This window comes from Longicatena caecimuris (genome assembly GCF_018406465.1).
Taxonomy (GTDB): domain Bacteria; phylum Bacillota_I; class Bacilli_A; order Erysipelotrichales; family Erysipelotrichaceae; genus Longicatena; species Longicatena caecimuris.
The window spans coordinates 2,925,039-2,942,852 of the sequence record NZ_AP024510.1 but is presented as its reverse complement, the minus strand read 5'-3'; the positions used below and the strand labels follow the sequence as shown (position 1 = coordinate 2,942,852).

The window sequence follows — 17,814 nt, the reverse complement described above, 5'->3', positions numbered from 1 at the left end:
TGAAATAGCAAAAGGAGGAGTAGCTAATGAATCTTATTGATACAATTCGTCGTGTTCCTAATCCCGTACGTAAAGTTTTAGAGGAAAGGAAAGCATTAACAAAAGATATGTTTGATTATTTAGGTGATCGCTTATCCACCATAAATGAAATTATCTTAATCGGCTCTGGAACCAGCCATACATCCTGTCAAACTTCTAAGGAGTTTGTGGAAACCGCAAGTGGCATTGCCTCTACAGCAATATTGCCCAACATCTTTTTAGCCAAACGGGTATTTAATCCAAATGGTTTATACATCTTCACATCGCAAAGTGGTACTTCTACTTTGGTAAATATCGCACAGCGTAAAATGAAAGAACTTGGTTATGCGACAGTAGCAATTACAGAAAGTGCCGAAACACCTTTGGCAAAAGAGAGTGGCTGCCATGTTCTGATGGAAACAGATAATGAGGAATTTGGCTGTCGAACGATCGGTTACTGTATGTCTGTATTTACGCATATGATCATTGCCATGGAAATCGGCTTAAAGCGCCAGGCATTAAGTGAAACAGAGTATGCAAAATATCTGGAAGATGCTCAAAAAGCGGCTGATATGCATCATGAAATCTGTGACAAAACGATGGAATGGTTTGATCGGAATAAATGGAAACTGATGAATAAGGATGGATTTGTTATCTATGGTGCCGGTACATTATATGGTACAGCATTGGAAGGCGCTTTAAAGGTTTTGGAGATTGCCAGAAGATTCTTGTGTGTTGGTTATGATATGGATGATGGTATGCATGGACCTACCATGGGGTATACAAATCGTCATGCAGTCATCATTTTCGATGATGGCCACAATGAAAATATTACCAAAGGTTTGATTCGTTATGTCCGTGACAAAGTAGGCGATGCCTTCGTAATTGGCAATGACAGCAAACATCCATGTGATTTGGCTTTTGAACCTTTAAAAACACCATTTGTATTCTTACAATATGCGCCGGTAGTAGAAATTTTAGCAGCGCGGCTTGCCTATGACTATGGTATCAATATTAAGACGATTGGGCCATTACCTGAAGCAGGTTACTTTAATACACATGATGATTAAGTTATAATTATACAAAGGATGCTGATGTGAAAGAAGTGTTTCAATAATCATATCAGCATCTTTTTTATCAAAGCGATAAGATTAGGAGAAACTATGCAGAAATTAACATATAAAGTAAAAAAGATGATGGGCATTCATGCCAGGCCGGCTTCAGCATTAGCACAATTTGCCAGAATGTATCAAAGTGATATAAAACTATATTGCCAAAATCGATGTGCGAATGCGAAAAGAATGGTAGAAATAATGGAACTTAGTATTCATAAAGATGAAGAAATCCTATTTGAAATTTGTGGTGAGGATGAATGCCGCGTTGTGAAGGCGTTACAGCAATACTGCCACTCTTATTTATGAGGTGATAACATGTATAAAATGATTGTCTTTGATTGTGATGGCACGTTACTTGATTCTTCCGCTATGATTGCGATGATACAAAAGGGATATAGCTCCATGTTTCCTCAACGTAAGAAGCAGCCTTACGCGTTTTTTATTCCTTGTTATTATATGAGTGATGAGGAAAACCTAGCCTATTTACAGATACCGAAAAGCTGTAAACGGCAATTTGAAGAACTATGCTTTGGAAAGTGTGGAGATTTTTCTTCACATACGCATATCTTTGAAGGTATCCAAGAACTTTTACGACAACTGCTGGACGATGGGATTGCATTAGGAATAGCCACTTCGCGAAATACAACGGCTTTTTTAGAATTGCAATCTATGTTTGATGCAGATATCTTTTCAGCCTTTTCTAGTATTGGTACGCAGGATGTGGTAAAGCATACAAAACCGGCACCGGATGTTTTATATTACATTATGGAACAAACAAATTTGACTGCGCAAGAATTACTATTCATTGGCGATTCTATCAACGATGCCCTTTGTGCGAAAGCTGCCGGTGTTGATTTTGCATGGGCAAAATGGGGAGTTGTCAGTGAAGAAGAACTACCCTATACGTATTGTTTATACGATCCTCAGGATGTTTATAACATCCTACGGTAACATCAATACATCTTAAAAATATAAAACGCGATGATTTCGTTGCTATTTATTTTAATGCAAATGACATCAAATAAAAAAGCTCTAAAGAGCTTTTAATACTGCTTATATTGATTCTTACCGGCAGCCTTTGCTTTATATAATGCAGCATCAGCCATGGTAAGGGCATCTTCATAACGGAATAGATCATCATTTTGAAAGATCGTAAAGCCACAGGAAATTGTCGCTTTTTCAGCAGCTTTATTCATCTTGTGCTCCATGCCGATTTGATCAAGTTCTTCATAGATATGATCGAGGTATTCACAGATATCTTCCTTTGTGATATTTACGCATAAGGTGATAAATTCATCACCGCCAAAACGTGCAGCAAAGAAACGCGAATCGCCGTTTTCATCCATACAGCGGGCAACGTTTTGTAACAGTTTATCCCCCATATGATGACCATAATAATCATTGAATTCTTTAAAATAATCCACATCGGCTACCACGATACCAATTGTTGATACATGCGGGTTTTTATGCATCGCACAGACCAGGGAATTAAAATAAGAACGATTAAACAGTCGGGTGAGACCATCAATTTTTATCTGCGCCTCTAACTGATTTTTCTCATTCCGGAAACGATCACGCTCTTTCATGATCTGGTTCATTTTAATCTTTTCTTTCATACTTTCTGACTTTGTCTTATTTGTCATATCCTCAACCAATTTTTGTAACATATAATATTGCTTATAGGAATTAATTAAGACATTTTCTAAATGGAAACACTCCGCATAGCGAATCCAATTACGATGCAATTGCAACTGTTGTTCGACATCATCCTCCAGACACATTTCTCCCATATACTGTAAATATTTTTCTGCTCGTTCCTGATCTTTGATTTGTAGGAGGATGGCAAAGATATCGCAGTAGAAGGTGAAATAATAGGTCCGGTTTTTATGTTTATGAAGATTGCTTTCACTGAAATAATCAGCAATTCGTTTGACGCTATCGACACGTTTGCTGGCATTGGCAAGGTACAATTCACATAAACGAATGACATGTGTCGACAATGGCGAAGCTTTAAAGGATACTAGTTTCGCCGCATATTCTTGATAACGTTTTATGGCTTTATCTAAATGTTCGTTAAAGATTTCTAACTGTATCAGATTTAAGATAACCAACAGATCGGCATGTGTCATAATGGTAGCTTTCTTATCCAAGAAGGTTTGATATGCCATCTTAATATAATACAGAGCTTCCTGATAATCTTCCTTTTGAAAAAACATCGTGGCAATATTGTTTAAAACTACCATTTTTTGATGCAGATCTTTTTCATTCTCCGCTAAGTTATAGGCATTTAATAAGTTTTGAATAGCATTTACTTCATCAAAATGAGAATTATAATACAAACCGGCAATGGTGTAGTTGCGTAGTAATAAATCAGTGTAATGATATTCTTCTCCCAGGTTTAATGCAATATGCAGATGTTTCAGACATGCTTCATGTTCACGAATCATCAGATGGTAATCGGCTAGAAAGGTGTGGGCAAAGGCGATGGCATGGGTATCTTTATGCGCTTCCCCTAATGTCAGAAGCTCATTTGCCAGCTGAAACTCATCATCCATATCCGCATTGCTATGCTGTACCAGCAGATTCATCAATTCCTCTTTTTTATGTTTATACTCATCCATATACATCCCTCTTTTTTATAACCATAATTTTTTGCTATGAATGTTTGATATCCATATTATACTATAAAAGCGTTAACAAAAATACTATTTATGTGGTTATTTTTCAGAATTTACCGGCGTTATCTTCTCTTGTTAAGAAATTGTGATTTTATTCGCAAATTCGCAAAATACGTTTACGAATAAGGCTCTTAGTGGTATAATAAGACCGTTACATAAGGAGGATTTTACAATGGCAAAGAGAACTGTAAAAGATTTAGATGTTGCTGGAAAACGCGTTATCGTAAGATGCGACTTCAACGTTCCAAGAAAAGATGGAAAAATTACAAATGACAACCGTATCATTCAGGCGTTACCTACAATTAAATACCTGATTGAAAACAATGCAAAAGTTATCTTGATGTCACACTTAGGTAAAGTAAAAACAGAAGAAGACAAAGCAAAAAACGATTTGCGTTGTGTAGCTGATCGTTTAAGTGAACTGGTTGATACTAAAGTTACTTTCGTACCAGTAACAAGAGGAAAAGAACTGGAAGATGCTGTTGCAGCATTGAACGATGGAGAAATCGTTGTTGTTCAGAATACTCGTTATGAAAAAGGCGAAAGCAAAAATGATCCTGAATTGGCTAAATACTGGGCTAGCTTAGGTGATTTGTTTGTAGAAGATGCATTTGGTAGCGTACACCGTGCACATGCTTCTACTGCTGGTATTGCATCTATTTTACCTAACGCATTAGGTTTCTTAGTAGAAAAAGAAGTAAAGATGCTGGGTGCTGCTGTTGACACTCCAGAACGTCCATTCGTTGCAATCATCGGTGGTGCTAAAGTATCTGATAAGATTGCTGTTGTTGACAACCTGCTGAAGAAAGCAGACAAAGTTCTGATCGGTGGCGGTATGGCTTATACATTCCTGAAAGCACAGGGTTACAATGTTGGAAAATCTTTAGTAGAAGAAGATAAGCTGGAATTGGCAAAAGAATATTTAGCTAAGGCTGAAGGTAAATTGATCCTGCCAGTTGATCATGTATGTGCTGATGCATTTGCAGAAGATGCAAACACAGTTGTTGCTGACAATGACAACATCCCTGCAGATTACATGGGCTTAGATATCGGACCTAAATCTATTGAACTGTACAAGAATGAATTAGCTGGTGCTAAGACTGTTGTATGGAACGGACCTATGGGTGTATTTGAAATGAAACCATTTGCTAAGGGTACTTTGGAAGTATGTACAGCAATTTCTGAATTACCAGGAGCTACAACAGTTATCGGTGGCGGAGATTCTGCAGCAGCGGCAATCCAGTTAGGATTCGCTGAAAAATTCTCTCATATTTCTACCGGTGGCGGAGCTTCTTTGGAATATATGGAAGGTAAAGAACTGCCAGGTATCGCTGTTATCAGTGATAAATAAAAAACATTAGAGGAGAAAATAAATCATGAGAAAACCAATTATTGTCGGAAACTGGAAAATGAATAAAACCATGAAGGAAACAAAAGAATTCATGGAAGCTGTAGATGGTGTTGCGGCAAGTGACAACGCTACCTATGGTATCGGCGCTCCTTATACTGCATTAGCTACAGCTGTTGCAGGTGCTAAAAACTTAATCGTAGCTGCTGAAAACTGCCATTTTGAAGATACAGGTGCTTTCACAGGTGAAGTTTCTGTACCTATGCTGCAGGAAGTTGGCGTTACACACTGTATCATCGGTCACTCTGAACGTCGTCAGATGTTTGGGGATACTGATGAAACCGTAAACAAAAAAGCAAAACGCTTAATTGATGCAGGTATCACACCAATTCTTTGCATTGGTGAAACAGAAGCACAGTATGATGCTGGTGAAACGGAAAAAGTTATCCGTGAACAGTTGAGTGGTTCTTTGGCTAACTTATGTCCAAAATGTGTTGGTAACATGGTTATCGCTTATGAACCAATCTGGGCAATCGGTACTGGCAAATCTGCTACAAAAGAAGATGCACAGAACTGCTGCGCTATCGTACGTGATCAGGTTCGTGTCATGTATGGTGATGAAGCTGCGGAAAATGTACGTGTACAGTACGGTGGATCTGTAAAACCTAACAACATCGTTGAATATATGGCTTGCCCAGATATCGATGGTGCATTGATTGGTGGAGCTAGCTTAAAAGCAGACAGCTTTATTGAAATCATCGAAAAAACAAAATAAGATCTTATAGGTGAAGGAGTAGAGCAATCTGCTCCTTTTTTCAATGTATGCAGTTCATAATCAACTAGCCTTTTTCATTTAAGATACAGTTTATCATTCATATTGTAAGCTTTTAATCAGAAAAATGCTTTGCTGTTATCTTAAGTAGGAGTACTATGGCAGTCTAAGCTCATTTAGCAAATAGCGTACATCAAAAAAGGAAAACCGCGCTAGTTTTCCTTTGTATTACATCGGCTTATGCCATTGCTTATCTGGTTTTCTTCTGCAATTGAGTTAGCGTCTTTTCCATATGACGTAGTAATTGTTTATAATGTGTCAGCTGCTCTGCTTCTTCTTTTGCCTTAGCTAAGGCTGTTTTGGCATCTGCCAGCTGTTTCTTCATAGCAACCAGATGATTTGTAGCATTAAGGAAAGCATTATAATTTGGATCATCAGGATTTCCCTGACAAGTATTAACTTTACAGATGAATTTTCCTACATATAAAGCTTTATCCATCGCATCATACATGGCACGCTCGGCTTCCTTGCTTTGATCTTCAAGTGTAGATAGTTTCTTTTTTACTTGATGACAATGCGCAATGTCTTTTTGTGTCTGTTGTATTAAGCTTTTTAATCGTTCCTTGTCTTTCTTATATTGTTTTATATCCTCTGTTTCCATATGTTCTAAGATATTCTGGTATTCAGTCGGATAAACAAGTTTTGGTGTCTTGTTATTTTGATATAGAAACATAAGCAGCAGGCATATGCAAAAAACTGATAGGATTATCAAGCATTTAGGCTTTTTCGCGATGGTTTTAAGAGCTGGCATGTGCATCCCTTTCTTTCTTTTTTCTCTTGGTTGTAAGGCTTTTCTTTTTTAATAGAATCACGTATAATAGGTTATAAAAGAGGTAGATATTTATGAAAGTAAAGTCAAAGATAGGTGCGTTTTGGATAGCGGCGTTGATCTTTATGGCATTTTGTACATTTATGATGCTGCGCTTGGTGATACATCAAAAGGATATCGCTCTGGATGCCATAGAGTTACTGGCTGTTTTTTGTATAGATTTCTTATTACTGTGGGCAACCTTTGATACATGGTATGCATTTCAGGAAGATTATTTAGAAATCAAAAGTGCCTGCTTTTGTCATAAGAAAATACATTATTTTGCGATTACAAGTATTGAAGAAACACAGGCATCTTATTCCTCCGTGGCTTTGTCAAATGATCGCTTGGATATCACTTATGTGAATGAAGCGCATGAGCAGGAAGAAATACTTATCTCACCGGTAAAAAAAGATGAGTTTATAGCGCAATTGAAGCATCGTTCTAAAATATTATAAGCAAAAGCTGCATTTCTGTTTTTATTTACAGTGCAATGCAGCTTTTTTACTGTTTGGCTGTGATATATTGTTTGTGAAAGGCTGCTTTCGAAATTGGTTTAGAGACATAGAATCCTTGAATGGTATCGGCTTGCAGCGTACAGACGGTATCCAACTCGTTCTTTTCTTCTACCCCTTCTACGGTAACTTCAATGTCAATGCTGTGACATAAAGAGATGACAGCATTGATAAAAGAGAGATTAAACGGATTGGTATGAATGGCATTGATAAAGGAACGATCAATTTTAACAATATCGGCAGGTGCCTGTGTCAACATTCCTAAGGAAGAATAACCAGAACCAAAGTCATCCATGGCGATACGGATATGCATTTTTCTTAAAGTGGAGAAGCATTCCCGTATTGGCCCCATATCGGTGACAAAATAGCTTTCAGTCAATTCTATAACGATATGTTCCGGAGCTAATTCATATTTTGCTAATAAGCTGCGAATGGTTTCTACGAAATCATCTTCTAATATTTGTAAGTACGATACGTTAACATTCATGACAAAATCTTTTATAAGATTGCTCCACTCTTTGCAAGTGGCAATCGCTTGCTCCAGAATCCATTTTCCAGCTTGGATGATCAAGCCGCTGGATTCTAAAACAGGGATAAATTCAATAGGTGAAATATCGCCGAATTTTTCACTTTTCCAACGCATTAAAGCTTCACTGCCTTGTATCTTCATGGTCTTCGTATGAAGCAATGGCTGATATACTACATAAAAATTACGCATCTGGTGTAACACATTATGATGTAATTCTTCATTGATGGCAATCTGGTGCAGTTTCTGTTTAATTAAATCATCATTGAAAAAGGTACATGTATTTTTCCCTTTCTGTTTACTGGCTTCTAACGCACTGACGGCATATTTAATTAAGTCTAAATAGTCATTGCCATTTTCAGGAATCATAACGACTCCTGCTGAAACGGTGCAATAATAGGAACCGGCATCGCTTTGATGCGGATGGTTGCTGTAAGCGTGTAGTTTTTGATAAAGCTCATCGGTTTTCTTTTCATCGGCTTCATCATAAACAATAGCAAATTGATCACCATCATAACGATAAATCTGCGCATCATAGGGCAGTAAACTTTGAATATCCTGAGCAAACTGACGTAAAACGATATCGCCAAATACATGATTTTGTAAGGTATTAATATGTGAGAAGTCATCAAGACCCAGTAACATCATACTGCCATGTTTTCCACTTTCCAACAGAATGGCTAAATGATCAATACAGCTTTTCTGAGTTAAAAGACCGGTGATATGGTCAATTCTTCCTTTGTTCTCTAAACGGGTGATCATCCCGGCAAACAGTAACGGTGCCCCATCCTGATCACGCTTTAATAAACCACGGCATACGATCCAGATCAATTCACCTTTGCGATTACGTATTTGATATTCTACATTATGCTCATCAGTATCTCCATTTAGCATACGGGCAATGGATTCATCATAACGTTTACGATCTTTATCGACAATAAGATCACCCCAGATAGGAACCAGTCCTTTTACTAAACGCCCGGGCAAATCAAAATCAAGATACATGTTTTCAGATATCAGAGATATATCGCTTTGCATGTCAACTAAATAGATGTAATCATCTGTACTGTTTACGATGGCATCATAAAAAAGGCTTGCATCTATATGAAACTGACGAAATAAATCTCTGTTATCCATAGCCATTCCTCTTCTTTCTCTTCTTCTAATATATCATGATTCCAATGAATTTCATAGAATAAAGAATAAATTTTATACCCGATAATATAACCAAACAAGTAAAAAAGATAACCATTATGTGAAGGCTTTCTTAAGATTTTGTGAAGTGTGGAATTAATGGTTGTCACACTTATGAATTTGTTTTAAAATAGGGCAAAGGTGATGAACTTTATGAAAAAGAAAAAGCATATGGGTATTCGTATTTTCTGCGCATTGTTATTTTTGGGCATCAGCGGTTCGGTTATGTTTAGTATTTACAAGCTGTCAGCGGAGAATGGTGCGCAATCAAATTTACGAAGTGAAATCGTTACGGAAAAAATCAAACAAGAAGTAAAGACAAGGCTAGAATCTTCTGAGAAGGGAATGCAGCTTTCGGAAAAAATAAAGTATTATGTCATTATGCATTCGCCATATGGCAGTGACTGGAATTCCAATATACGTAAACTGGCCCATTTCTCGATTTATTTTGCTTTAGCATGTGGTATTTATATCACCTTGGCCATTCTCGGTGTAAATAAGACCTTGCGCTTTTTATTAACTGTCGGTATCTGTTTCTGTTTTGCCTTTGGCGATGAGCTACATCAACGCTATACCGGCCGAACTTCGAGTATGAAGGATGTTTATCTGGATACGTTTGGAGCTCTTGTTTCAACTTGTATCTGGACGGTGCTTTCCTGGTTTGCCAGTGGCATTTCTTTGTTGGTACATAAGGTCAATGAGATGTATGAATAGTTCTTACAATATTGAAAGATGACAGCCGTCATCTTTTTCTTTCGTGTATAATGAGTTAGGACAAGTAACAACAAGAAAGGAAAGAGTGCCATGTATAAGATATTGCTCATTGAAGATGATGAAACAATCGTAAAAGAATTATCCGAGGTTTTGCGGCGGCAGGGATATGCTTGCTGTGTGTGGAATTTGATGGAAGATATGCAATTATTGTTACAGCGTGAAGAACCGCATTGTATTCTGTTGGATATTAATCTTCCCCATACCGATGGTTTTGTATTATGCAAACAGATACGCTCTTTTTCCGGTGTGCCAATCATCTTTGTGACAAGTCGCAATACGGATATGGATGAGCTTTGCAGTATGACTTTAGGTGGTGATGATTTTATCACGAAACCATATAATATCAGTATTCTTATAGCCCGCATCGCAGCTGTTTTAAAGCGCACGTATGCACATGGCGAAACCATTCTTACCCATCGTGGTGTATATCTTTTCGTTGCTCGCAGTGTTTTAGCTTATGAGGGCAAAGAGTGTGAATTGACAAAGAATGAATTGCGCATCTTATACAATTTATTTTGTCATAAAGGAGAAATCGTTGCCCGTGATGACTTGATTGATGATTTATGGGATAATAAACTATTTATTGATGATAATGCATTAAGTGTGAATATTACGAGAATACGTGCGAAACTAAAGGAACTCGGTGTAGAAGCGTTCATTCATACCAGACATCGACAGGGGTATTGGATATGAATGTAAGAGAAGTCTTTGCGCGACATGCTTTCTTTTTGATTCTTATGTTTTTATGGATGCTGTTATGTGATGGTGTTTTATATGGCATGGGCATAGCATGGGAAGTTTTAGCATTCCTGAATGTTATGAGTGGATGTATGGTATGCACATATATAATAAAAGTAGGCAGACAGCGCAGCAAGCGGAAAAAAGAGATTGAACGAATTGCGCAGACATTGGATCAGAAATATTTATTACAGGAAGTCTTAGGACATGATAAAGATCCACAGGAACAGTTTTATGCTTACCTGCTTCGTCTTGGTAATAAAAGCATGTTGGAAAAAATCAGTGAAGTGAAAAGAGAACGATTGCAATATCAGGAATATGTGGAACAATGGGTACATGAAATTAAAACGCCTATTGCGGCATTAAAGCTGCAATGTGAGAATGTGCAGGATAAGCGCAAGCGGGATATGCTGCAGCAAGTGGAGCGGGTAGAGCATTATGTGGAACAGGCATTATTTTATGCCCGCAGTGAAAATGTGGAAAAAGATTTACGAATACAGTATTGTGATTTGTATGATTGTTGCAGTGAGGCTTTGTTACAGTGCAAGTATTTATGCACCAGTGCGTTTTTACAAATTCATTTTGCTTTTACATCGGCAATTGTGGCAACCGATGAGAAGTGGGTTATTTTTATATTGAACCAATTGATTGAAAATGCTGTCAAGTATCGAAAAGAAAAAGCGCATTTATATTTATACATTACCCATGATGCTTCCTATGTGACTTTACATGTGCAGGATAATGGGGCTGGTATTCCTATGCAGGATCAAACACGAATATTTGAAAAAGGATTTACGGGTGAAAATGGAAGAAAGCATAATCAACATGCGACTGGCATCGGTTTATACTTATGCAAACGACTTTGTGATGCGCTGCAGATAGAAATAATGGTGCGTTCTAAGGAAGGCGTGTTTACCGATATGCAGCTACGCTTTCATAAATAAAAGTTCTTTCAACTTTGTAAGGACAGCGTAAGGAAACATCATACAAACAGAAAAGGGAAACCTTTATACTGAATGTGTAAAGGAGTGAACAAGATGACATTGTTAAGAGTTGAACACGTAGAAAAATATTATGGAAATGGCGGAAATTTATGTAAAGCCTTGGATGATATTAGTTTTACTATGGAACAAGGGGAATTTATTGCGGTGATGGGGGCAAGTGGCAGTGGAAAGACAACGTTATTAAATGTCATAGCGACCATCGATACACCAAGTGGCGGTGATATTTATGTACAGGATGAAAATGTGTCTATGAAAAAGGAAGAAGCATTAGCTGCTTTTCGGAAACAACAGCTTGGCTTTATCTTTCAGGATCTAAATTTATTAAACACGCTGCGTATAGATGAAAATATCGCGCTTCCTTTAACGCTATTGCATTACGATACAAAGCAGATTGATGAAAAAGTGTTAAAGATGGCGCAGCGACTCGGTATTGAAGATGTATTGCTGAAATATCCATATGAAGTCAGCGGAGGACAGCGGCAGCGTTGTGCCTGTGCCAGAGCTATGATCCATCAGCCTTCCTTAATACTTGCAGATGAACCAACCGGAGCGTTAGATTCCCATGCGTCTTATTTATTTATGGAACAGCTTTTACAGCGTAATACAGAAGATCATGCTTCTATTTTGATGGTTACACATGATGCATTCAGTGCCTCTTATGCGAAACGAATTCTCTTTTTAAAGGACGGTAAAATTTTTAATGAACTATATCGCGGAGAATATAGCCGTTCATCATTTTATCAGAAGATTTTAGATGTCATGATGCTGTTAGGCGGTGATGTACATGCTATACGTTAAACTCACTTTACGTAATTTACAACGCAGTATGAAAGAATATGCCATCTTCATGTTAACGATGGTCATATCTATGATGTTGATGTATTCTTTTATGGCAGTAGCGTTCAGTGAACAAGTGCTACAGCTTAGCAAGCATATGGATGCATTTGCTCAGGTTATTTTGGTTGTATCTATGGGACTTGTTATTGTGATTGGCTGGTTGATTTCCTATATAGCGAACTTTATGTTACGAAAGCGCAGTCGAGAATTTGGCATGTATTTATTGATGGGGATGACGCGTAAACAAGTTTGTCGCATGTTTTTGTTGGAACAATTTTGCATGGGACTTTTTGCTTATGGCATTGGCTGTATCCTTGGTTTGTTTACCTTTCAAATCTTATTAGCCATCATTCAGCATATTTTTGGCATCGCTTATCAGTTTGCTTTTCGCTTTTCCATTCCAGCGGCAGGTGTTACCTTTCTCGCCTTTCTTATCCTATATGCATATGAATTGGTGAAAGAATATCGTATCTTGCATCATGTAAATATTCATACCCTGCTGTATCAGGATCAGCAAAATGAAACAGTGAAAAAAGGACGCCTCCATACGCTGGTGTACATGCTTGGGGCAATTTTATGTGCAGCCGTGGGACTAAAGTTATTTTATGATGGCATGCGCAATGGGATACGTGATGTTGAAGAAACCAAAAAATTGTTACCGGCTGTCTTGCTGATCATTGCATCAATTTATGCTTGTTTTTTGGGACTCTCCGGTTTCTTGCAGCATTTCTTAGATCAGCATAAACAATTGAAGTATCAACACAATAGGATGTTTTTGTTGGGACGATTGCAAGGGCGGTTACGCTCAAATCGTATTGTATTGGCAACATTATCCTTATTGACCTTAGTGACGATTTGTTTTCTTTGCTTTGGCATGAAGTTTAAAGAAACAACGGATTTGACGATTCATAGTGCAGCTCCTTTTGATTTACAAGTGATTACCCAACATCAGCAATATATCAAAAAGGCGGCAGGATTTTTAGCTGAAAAAAAGCTTACTTATGAAGATCATACGTATCAAACTTATACACATCTTAGGGATGATGTAAAGGTGAAACAAACCTTTGCGAAAGCATTGGATCATACGGCATATGATTCCACGTATTATCGGACAACGACCTTTATGCGTTATGCTGATGTACAACGATTATTGCAATTAAAAGGCAAAAAAGTACCTGCTTTAGAAAAGGATGAATACATGCTTGTTGTAAGTAAGAAGCAGCAGGAACTTATGGAAAGTTATTGCCGCAAGCATCCGTTTACCATCAATGGAAAGCCTATGAAACTGCGCTATGTCTGTACCGAGGAAATATTACAGACAATGTATTTTGTAGTTGTGCCTGATGTGTATGTGCAAGGAGTAAAAGGAGATACCTTTTATTATGTAGCGCAAAGTGCCAAAGAATTACCAAGTGCTTGGGAAGATCAACTTTATGAACGATGCAGCAATTCCCAGTTACAAGAGTATAGCAGTGTTCGTTTGCATAGCAGCTATGTGGAAACATCCATGTTTTCCTATGTGACCATTGTTTTTTGTTTATTCTATGCTGCTTTTATCTTCATCTGTGCTGCCGGTACCATCCTAGCCACGCAGCAATTAAGTGATCTTGAAGCCCAAAAATATGAGTATGCGCTTTTGCATAAAATGGGCGCATCACGCAAAACGTTATATCGTCTTTTACATTATCAGAATCTATTGTATTTCCTATTGCCGTTGCTGCTGCCTGCTTTCTTTATGATTCCCATACTGAACAGCTTGGATATTATGTTTACCACAACCGATGCGACAACACCAATGTATATGTATTTAGGAATTACACTTGCATTGTTCTTTACCATTTATCTTGCTTATTATGCATTAACCTATATCAGCTGTCGTCGTAATTTGGATATATAAAATAATAAAAGTATCGCCCATACAAAGTTTGATCGTTGCTTTCTATATAGCATTACGCTCTTATTGGCAACAGACTCACGTTTTATATAGAGTGGTTGATCTATGATATTCTTGCTTTTACGCGCAGGATCAGAGCATTTCTTTACCTTTATGTATGAATCTGTTATACTATTGAATACTACCAGAAGGAGGAAACATCATGTTTGGTTATGATTTCAATAGTTTTCTGCGTGAAATGATTTATCTGATACCGGCCGTGGCAATTGCTTTGAGCTTTCATGAATTTGCTCATGCGTTTGTATCCTATAAGCTGGGTGATTATACGCAAAAGGAAAGAGGTCGTTTGACTTTAAATCCTTTAAAGCATCTGGATCCCATTGGTACTTTATGTTTGCTTTTCTTTCAATTTGGATGGGCCAAACCAGTGGAAGTAGATCCTTATTATTATCGTAATAAAAAAGAAGGCATGATCTGGACAGCCTTAGCTGGACCATTGATGAATATGCTGATTGGTTTTATCTGTGTATTCTTATGCTATTTGATGATTCGTTTTAATTTCTATAGCAATTATTCAGGTGCTGTTGCCGATTATCTGTTTCAATTGAGTTATATGACTGCACTTATTAACATTGGATTAGGTATCTTTAACTTAATACCATTACCGCCACTTGATGGTTCTAAGATTTTAATGGGTGTTCTTAGTGAAGAAACTTATTTCAATTTGATGCGTTATGAAATGTATTTATCCTTCGCATTGATACTGGTATTGGTCAGTGGTGTATTAGATGGCCCATTGTTTTATGCAAGAAGTGCGATCGTCAATTGTTTCTCAACAATCAGTCGTGTGTTATTAGGAATGGGGTAAACCTGTTCCTTTTTTATGTGATGCAGGTGGAAGCAGATTGTTTTATGAAAGACGTCAATGTTTACATGACGTATAGAAGATGGAAAAGCAAAAATTAGATTATTCTGTGAATTTCATATTTGTGATACGAGTTTGATAATGAAAATTATAAATCAGTGAAAATTTTTTAGTTGATTAAGACTACTGTATATATCTTTTTAGAAGTAGATAAAGGTTTTTCTCTATACATTATCGTTTATAAGTTATTTGATAAATTTTGTAATGGAACTTCAAAATGGCAGTTAATTTTAAAGAATATTTATTTATTCACAAAAAATTTACATTTTTAGATTTATTGCATATAATGATAATAGAAGAGATATAAGGAGGTTGATGCACATGAATAATGCATATCCTTACAATTATTATTTTACTGCCCACACAGTATTAACTTACAGTAGCGCGAACAGTATTTCAAGTATATCAACTAGTGAACCTTATGATATTCGCATAGTAAAACCTTTTCCTTCTCTGTCTGATGTAGATTTAAAATGATAAAAGAATTTTCTAGTATTAAAATAGATTTTTCGAATAACGCTTTTCAAATATTAAATGGGACAGAAGGAAAATATTCATTAAGTGAAATAGAAAGATGTGTTGTTTTAAATGAAAAAGCTAGTAAAAAAGGGAAACAAGCTCCCTTCTTAGCTTTAATGCCTAGCTCTGGCTTACCTACTGGAATATTATCAACTCCATATTTGTTTGTGGGTATAAAGATTATTATGAAAGATAATCGAAATTTAGCTGTCTATGTATCAAAAAATAAAACACAGGTAGGAACAGAGCAGTATCAGAAAGATAATGATGAGGCTAAACAAATTGTAAAATATTTGAAATCCAGAATAAACACTTGAATATGAAATACTTTGCAGATAAAGTAATGTCGGACCGTATGGTATCTAAGTTTTATCTGTTTTAGTATAAGAATACATAAGCTTTAAATAAGACGAAAATAGTAGAAAGACTTGTAAATATGAAGCATGTAAGAGGGATTTTACAGTATGATAAGTAAAAAGCAAATTGTAGAGGCATAAAAAAATAATTCGAGTAAACATGGAGTAAAATAATATTGAAAATAAAAAGCTGAAAATTTTAGGTGAAAAAAGAGTAAGATATCGAAGAAAGATACCTTGCTTTTTTTTCGTGGTGTAAAGAAATCTGATAAATAAGGGGATTTTGTGAATACCTAGATGGTTGTATATGGAAAGTAATAATAAACTAAATTGTTAGTAGTGAAAAAATCATACTATTGTATTGCCTTTTCGGATCAATCAAAATTGTTTTTGGTAAAGGATAAATGCGTGAAATGATACAAACAGAGTATTCTTTTTTTCTATGCATGACAGGTTTCTTCGTTATGACTTTCTTGTAATTTCATTCGATATAGGGTATTATGTTTGTGCGGTAACTAAAAGTAATTAAATTGGAGGATCATTATGAAAAAAAGATTTTTGGCTTTTCTAATGGTTACTTTTTTGTTATGCGGATGTACGAGTTATGAAAGAGATGAATCGGCTGGAGAAGTCATTCAAATATCTTTGGCGGATATGGAATCAATGATGAAAAAAGGGCAAGAATTTACGATTGCCTTTACGCAATCCATGTGTGGGTATTGTGAGGACTTCCACGAATTATTTGAAAACTATCGTCAGAACCATCATGTGGTACTCTATGAAGTGCCATTAGAAAGAGAAAAAGAACAACCTAATGTAAATAGGGCAATCATACAACAATATTTTCCGGAATTTGATAAAACACCAGGCATTTTTTATGCCAATGGAGGAAAATGTATTGATAGTATTCATCAATCACAAAGAATGACGGAAGAATTATTTGATAACTGGGTGAAAAAACATAAACTTGATAAAAAAGTAAATTAGAAAGAGGCTATATGAAAAACAAAAAGAATGTATATACGTATTTTTTTGTGTTATCCGTTTTATTGATTATATATATGGGGTACACATTATTTACGACCTATCAGCAATTAAGTGCCTATTGTAATAACTATAACACAACAATGGCAGCACAGTGGGGATATTGTCTACAAACATTCCTGGCGGCGATCGTACCGTGCTTAGTCTATGCGTCTACATGCTATGGAATAGGGTATATGATTAAAAATCACTAAGGAAAGATTTTATACTGTAAGGTATCGGATAAATCTGATAAGTTGCAGTTTTTTTTATGGAAAACTAAATTAAGACAGCTATTAAAAAGTATATGTTCCTATAAAAGAAGGTAGAAATGATTAGAAATTCATTGCTATTTTCGCGAAAATTACATTTGTTACATTTACATTATTTACATCTTCATAACTAAAAAGTGTAAAAAGAATAATCAAAATTACAAACAGAAAGGGTTTACATTGATTTTACAAAGAACTAAAATAATATTGTCAGATGCATTCTATGTCATTTCTGATGTGATGAGGTGGATATCTGTTTTATTGTTCATGAACAGTTACCGCGTATATAAAAACTTATACTTTATTACACAGTTAATTTCAACTTGAAATTAACTGTTTTTTTATACATTGAAAGAAAATAACCTGAAAAAAAGCAGGGTTTTAGACTTTTATCAGATTGTATCAAAAAGTATAAGATTTGAAACATGAACAATAATG

At 36.2% G+C, this 17,814-nt stretch carries 19 protein-coding genes; 16 read left to right on the top strand and 3 right to left on the bottom strand.

Going from position 1 to position 17,814, the window contains the following annotated elements; translation table 11 throughout:
• The first annotated feature begins 26 nt into the window (after positions 1-26).
• The 3 genes from KJS44_RS13760 to KJS44_RS13750 all read left to right on the top strand — a co-directional run bounded on the left by KJS44_RS13760 (position 27) and on the right by KJS44_RS13750 (position 2,084).
• Complete coding sequence (locus KJS44_RS13760; protein ID WP_008690440.1) at positions 27-1,088, top strand: SIS domain-containing protein; 1,062 nt, start codon at positions 27-29, stop codon at positions 1,086-1,088.
• A 93-nt stretch (positions 1,089-1,181) separates the two neighbouring features.
• Positions 1,182-1,439, top strand: a complete 258-nt coding sequence (locus tag KJS44_RS13755; RefSeq protein WP_008690442.1) for an HPr family phosphocarrier protein — start codon at positions 1,182-1,184, stop codon at positions 1,437-1,439.
• Positions 1,440-1,448: 9 nt separating this feature from the next.
• A complete protein-coding gene (locus tag KJS44_RS13750) occupies positions 1,449-2,084 on the top strand; it encodes an HAD family hydrolase (RefSeq protein WP_008690445.1) in 636 nt (211 codons plus the stop codon).
• 92 nt (positions 2,085-2,176) lie between these two features.
• On the opposite strand, the gene KJS44_RS13745 is transcribed toward KJS44_RS13750, so the two are convergent.
• The gene (locus KJS44_RS13745) at positions 2,177-3,754 is read right to left on the bottom strand and encodes a GGDEF domain-containing protein (protein ID WP_008690447.1); all 1,578 of its coding nucleotides are present in this window, start codon (positions 3,752-3,754) and stop codon (positions 2,177-2,179) included.
• Between the two features lie 229 nt (positions 3,755-3,983).
• Between KJS44_RS13745 and KJS44_RS13740 the strand changes: the two genes are divergently transcribed.
• Positions 3,984-5,162, top strand: a complete 1,179-nt coding sequence (locus KJS44_RS13740) for a phosphoglycerate kinase (RefSeq protein WP_008690448.1) — start codon at positions 3,984-3,986, stop codon at positions 5,160-5,162.
• Between the two features lie 25 nt (positions 5,163-5,187).
• On the top strand, positions 5,188-5,934 hold the full coding sequence (tpiA, locus tag KJS44_RS13735; RefSeq protein ID WP_008690451.1) for a triose-phosphate isomerase: 747 nt from the start codon (positions 5,188-5,190) through the stop codon (positions 5,932-5,934).
• A gap of 247 nt (positions 5,935-6,181) precedes the next feature.
• Here tpiA and KJS44_RS13730 read toward each other — a convergent pair whose 3' ends face one another.
• A complete protein-coding gene (locus KJS44_RS13730) occupies positions 6,182-6,664 on the bottom strand; it encodes a hypothetical protein (protein WP_128125067.1) in 483 nt (160 codons plus the stop codon).
• A 170-nt stretch (positions 6,665-6,834) separates the two neighbouring features.
• On the opposite strand from KJS44_RS13730, the gene KJS44_RS13725 reads away from it, so the two are divergent.
• Positions 6,835-7,257 carry a PH domain-containing protein gene (locus KJS44_RS13725; protein ID WP_008690455.1) on the top strand — a complete coding sequence of 141 codons (423 nt, stop codon included), beginning with the start codon at positions 6,835-6,837 and terminating at the stop codon, positions 7,255-7,257.
• Positions 7,258-7,303: 46 nt separating this feature from the next.
• Here the strand turns inward: KJS44_RS13725 and KJS44_RS13720 are convergent, their stop codons facing one another.
• On the bottom strand, positions 7,304-8,977 hold the full coding sequence (locus KJS44_RS13720; RefSeq protein ID WP_008690456.1) for a putative bifunctional diguanylate cyclase/phosphodiesterase: 1,674 nt from the start codon (positions 8,975-8,977) through the stop codon (positions 7,304-7,306).
• A 210-nt stretch (positions 8,978-9,187) separates the two neighbouring features.
• On the opposite strand from KJS44_RS13720, the gene KJS44_RS13715 reads away from it, so the two are divergent.
• The 10 genes from KJS44_RS13715 (at position 9,188) to KJS44_RS13670 (ending at position 17,319) form a co-directional block, all read left to right on the top strand.
• Positions 9,188-9,748 (top strand): VanZ family protein, encoded by a 561-nt coding sequence (locus tag KJS44_RS13715; RefSeq protein ID WP_017144746.1) that lies wholly within the window; start codon positions 9,188-9,190, stop codon positions 9,746-9,748.
• A gap of 90 nt (positions 9,749-9,838) precedes the next feature.
• Entirely contained in the window at positions 9,839-10,501 is a 663-nt protein-coding gene (locus KJS44_RS13710; protein ID WP_008690458.1) for a response regulator transcription factor, read from the top strand.
• Positions 10,498-11,490 carry a sensor histidine kinase gene (locus KJS44_RS13705; protein ID WP_008690459.1) on the top strand — a complete coding sequence of 331 codons (993 nt, stop codon included), beginning with the start codon at positions 10,498-10,500 and terminating at the stop codon, positions 11,488-11,490. The genes KJS44_RS13710 and KJS44_RS13705 overlap by 4 nt, the downstream gene beginning before the upstream one ends.
• Positions 11,491-11,583: 93 nt before the next feature.
• Positions 11,584-12,348, top strand: a complete 765-nt coding sequence (locus KJS44_RS13700) for an ABC transporter ATP-binding protein (protein WP_008690460.1) — start codon at positions 11,584-11,586, stop codon at positions 12,346-12,348.
• Positions 12,335-14,284: an ABC transporter permease gene (locus KJS44_RS13695; protein WP_008690461.1), complete on the top strand. Its 1,950-nt coding sequence runs from the start codon at positions 12,335-12,337 to the stop codon at positions 14,282-14,284. Before KJS44_RS13700 ends, KJS44_RS13695 begins: the two co-directional genes overlap by 14 nt.
• Before the next feature lie 199 nt (positions 14,285-14,483).
• On the top strand, positions 14,484-15,149 hold the full coding sequence (locus KJS44_RS13690; protein ID WP_008690463.1) for a site-2 protease family protein: 666 nt from the start codon (positions 14,484-14,486) through the stop codon (positions 15,147-15,149).
• A 378-nt stretch (positions 15,150-15,527) separates the two neighbouring features.
• Complete coding sequence (locus KJS44_RS13685; protein WP_008690464.1) at positions 15,528-15,683, top strand: hypothetical protein; 156 nt, start codon at positions 15,528-15,530, stop codon at positions 15,681-15,683.
• Positions 15,680-16,042 (top strand): hypothetical protein, encoded by a 363-nt coding sequence (locus tag KJS44_RS13680; protein ID WP_008690465.1) that lies wholly within the window; start codon positions 15,680-15,682, stop codon positions 16,040-16,042. The genes KJS44_RS13685 and KJS44_RS13680 overlap by 4 nt, the downstream gene beginning before the upstream one ends.
• A gap of 582 nt (positions 16,043-16,624) precedes the next feature.
• Positions 16,625-17,068: a hypothetical protein gene (locus tag KJS44_RS13675; RefSeq protein ID WP_008690466.1), complete on the top strand. Its 444-nt coding sequence runs from the start codon at positions 16,625-16,627 to the stop codon at positions 17,066-17,068.
• Between the two features lie 11 nt (positions 17,069-17,079).
• Positions 17,080-17,319 (top strand): hypothetical protein, encoded by a 240-nt coding sequence (locus KJS44_RS13670; protein WP_008690467.1) that lies wholly within the window; start codon positions 17,080-17,082, stop codon positions 17,317-17,319.
• Positions 17,320-17,814 lie beyond the last annotated feature (495 nt).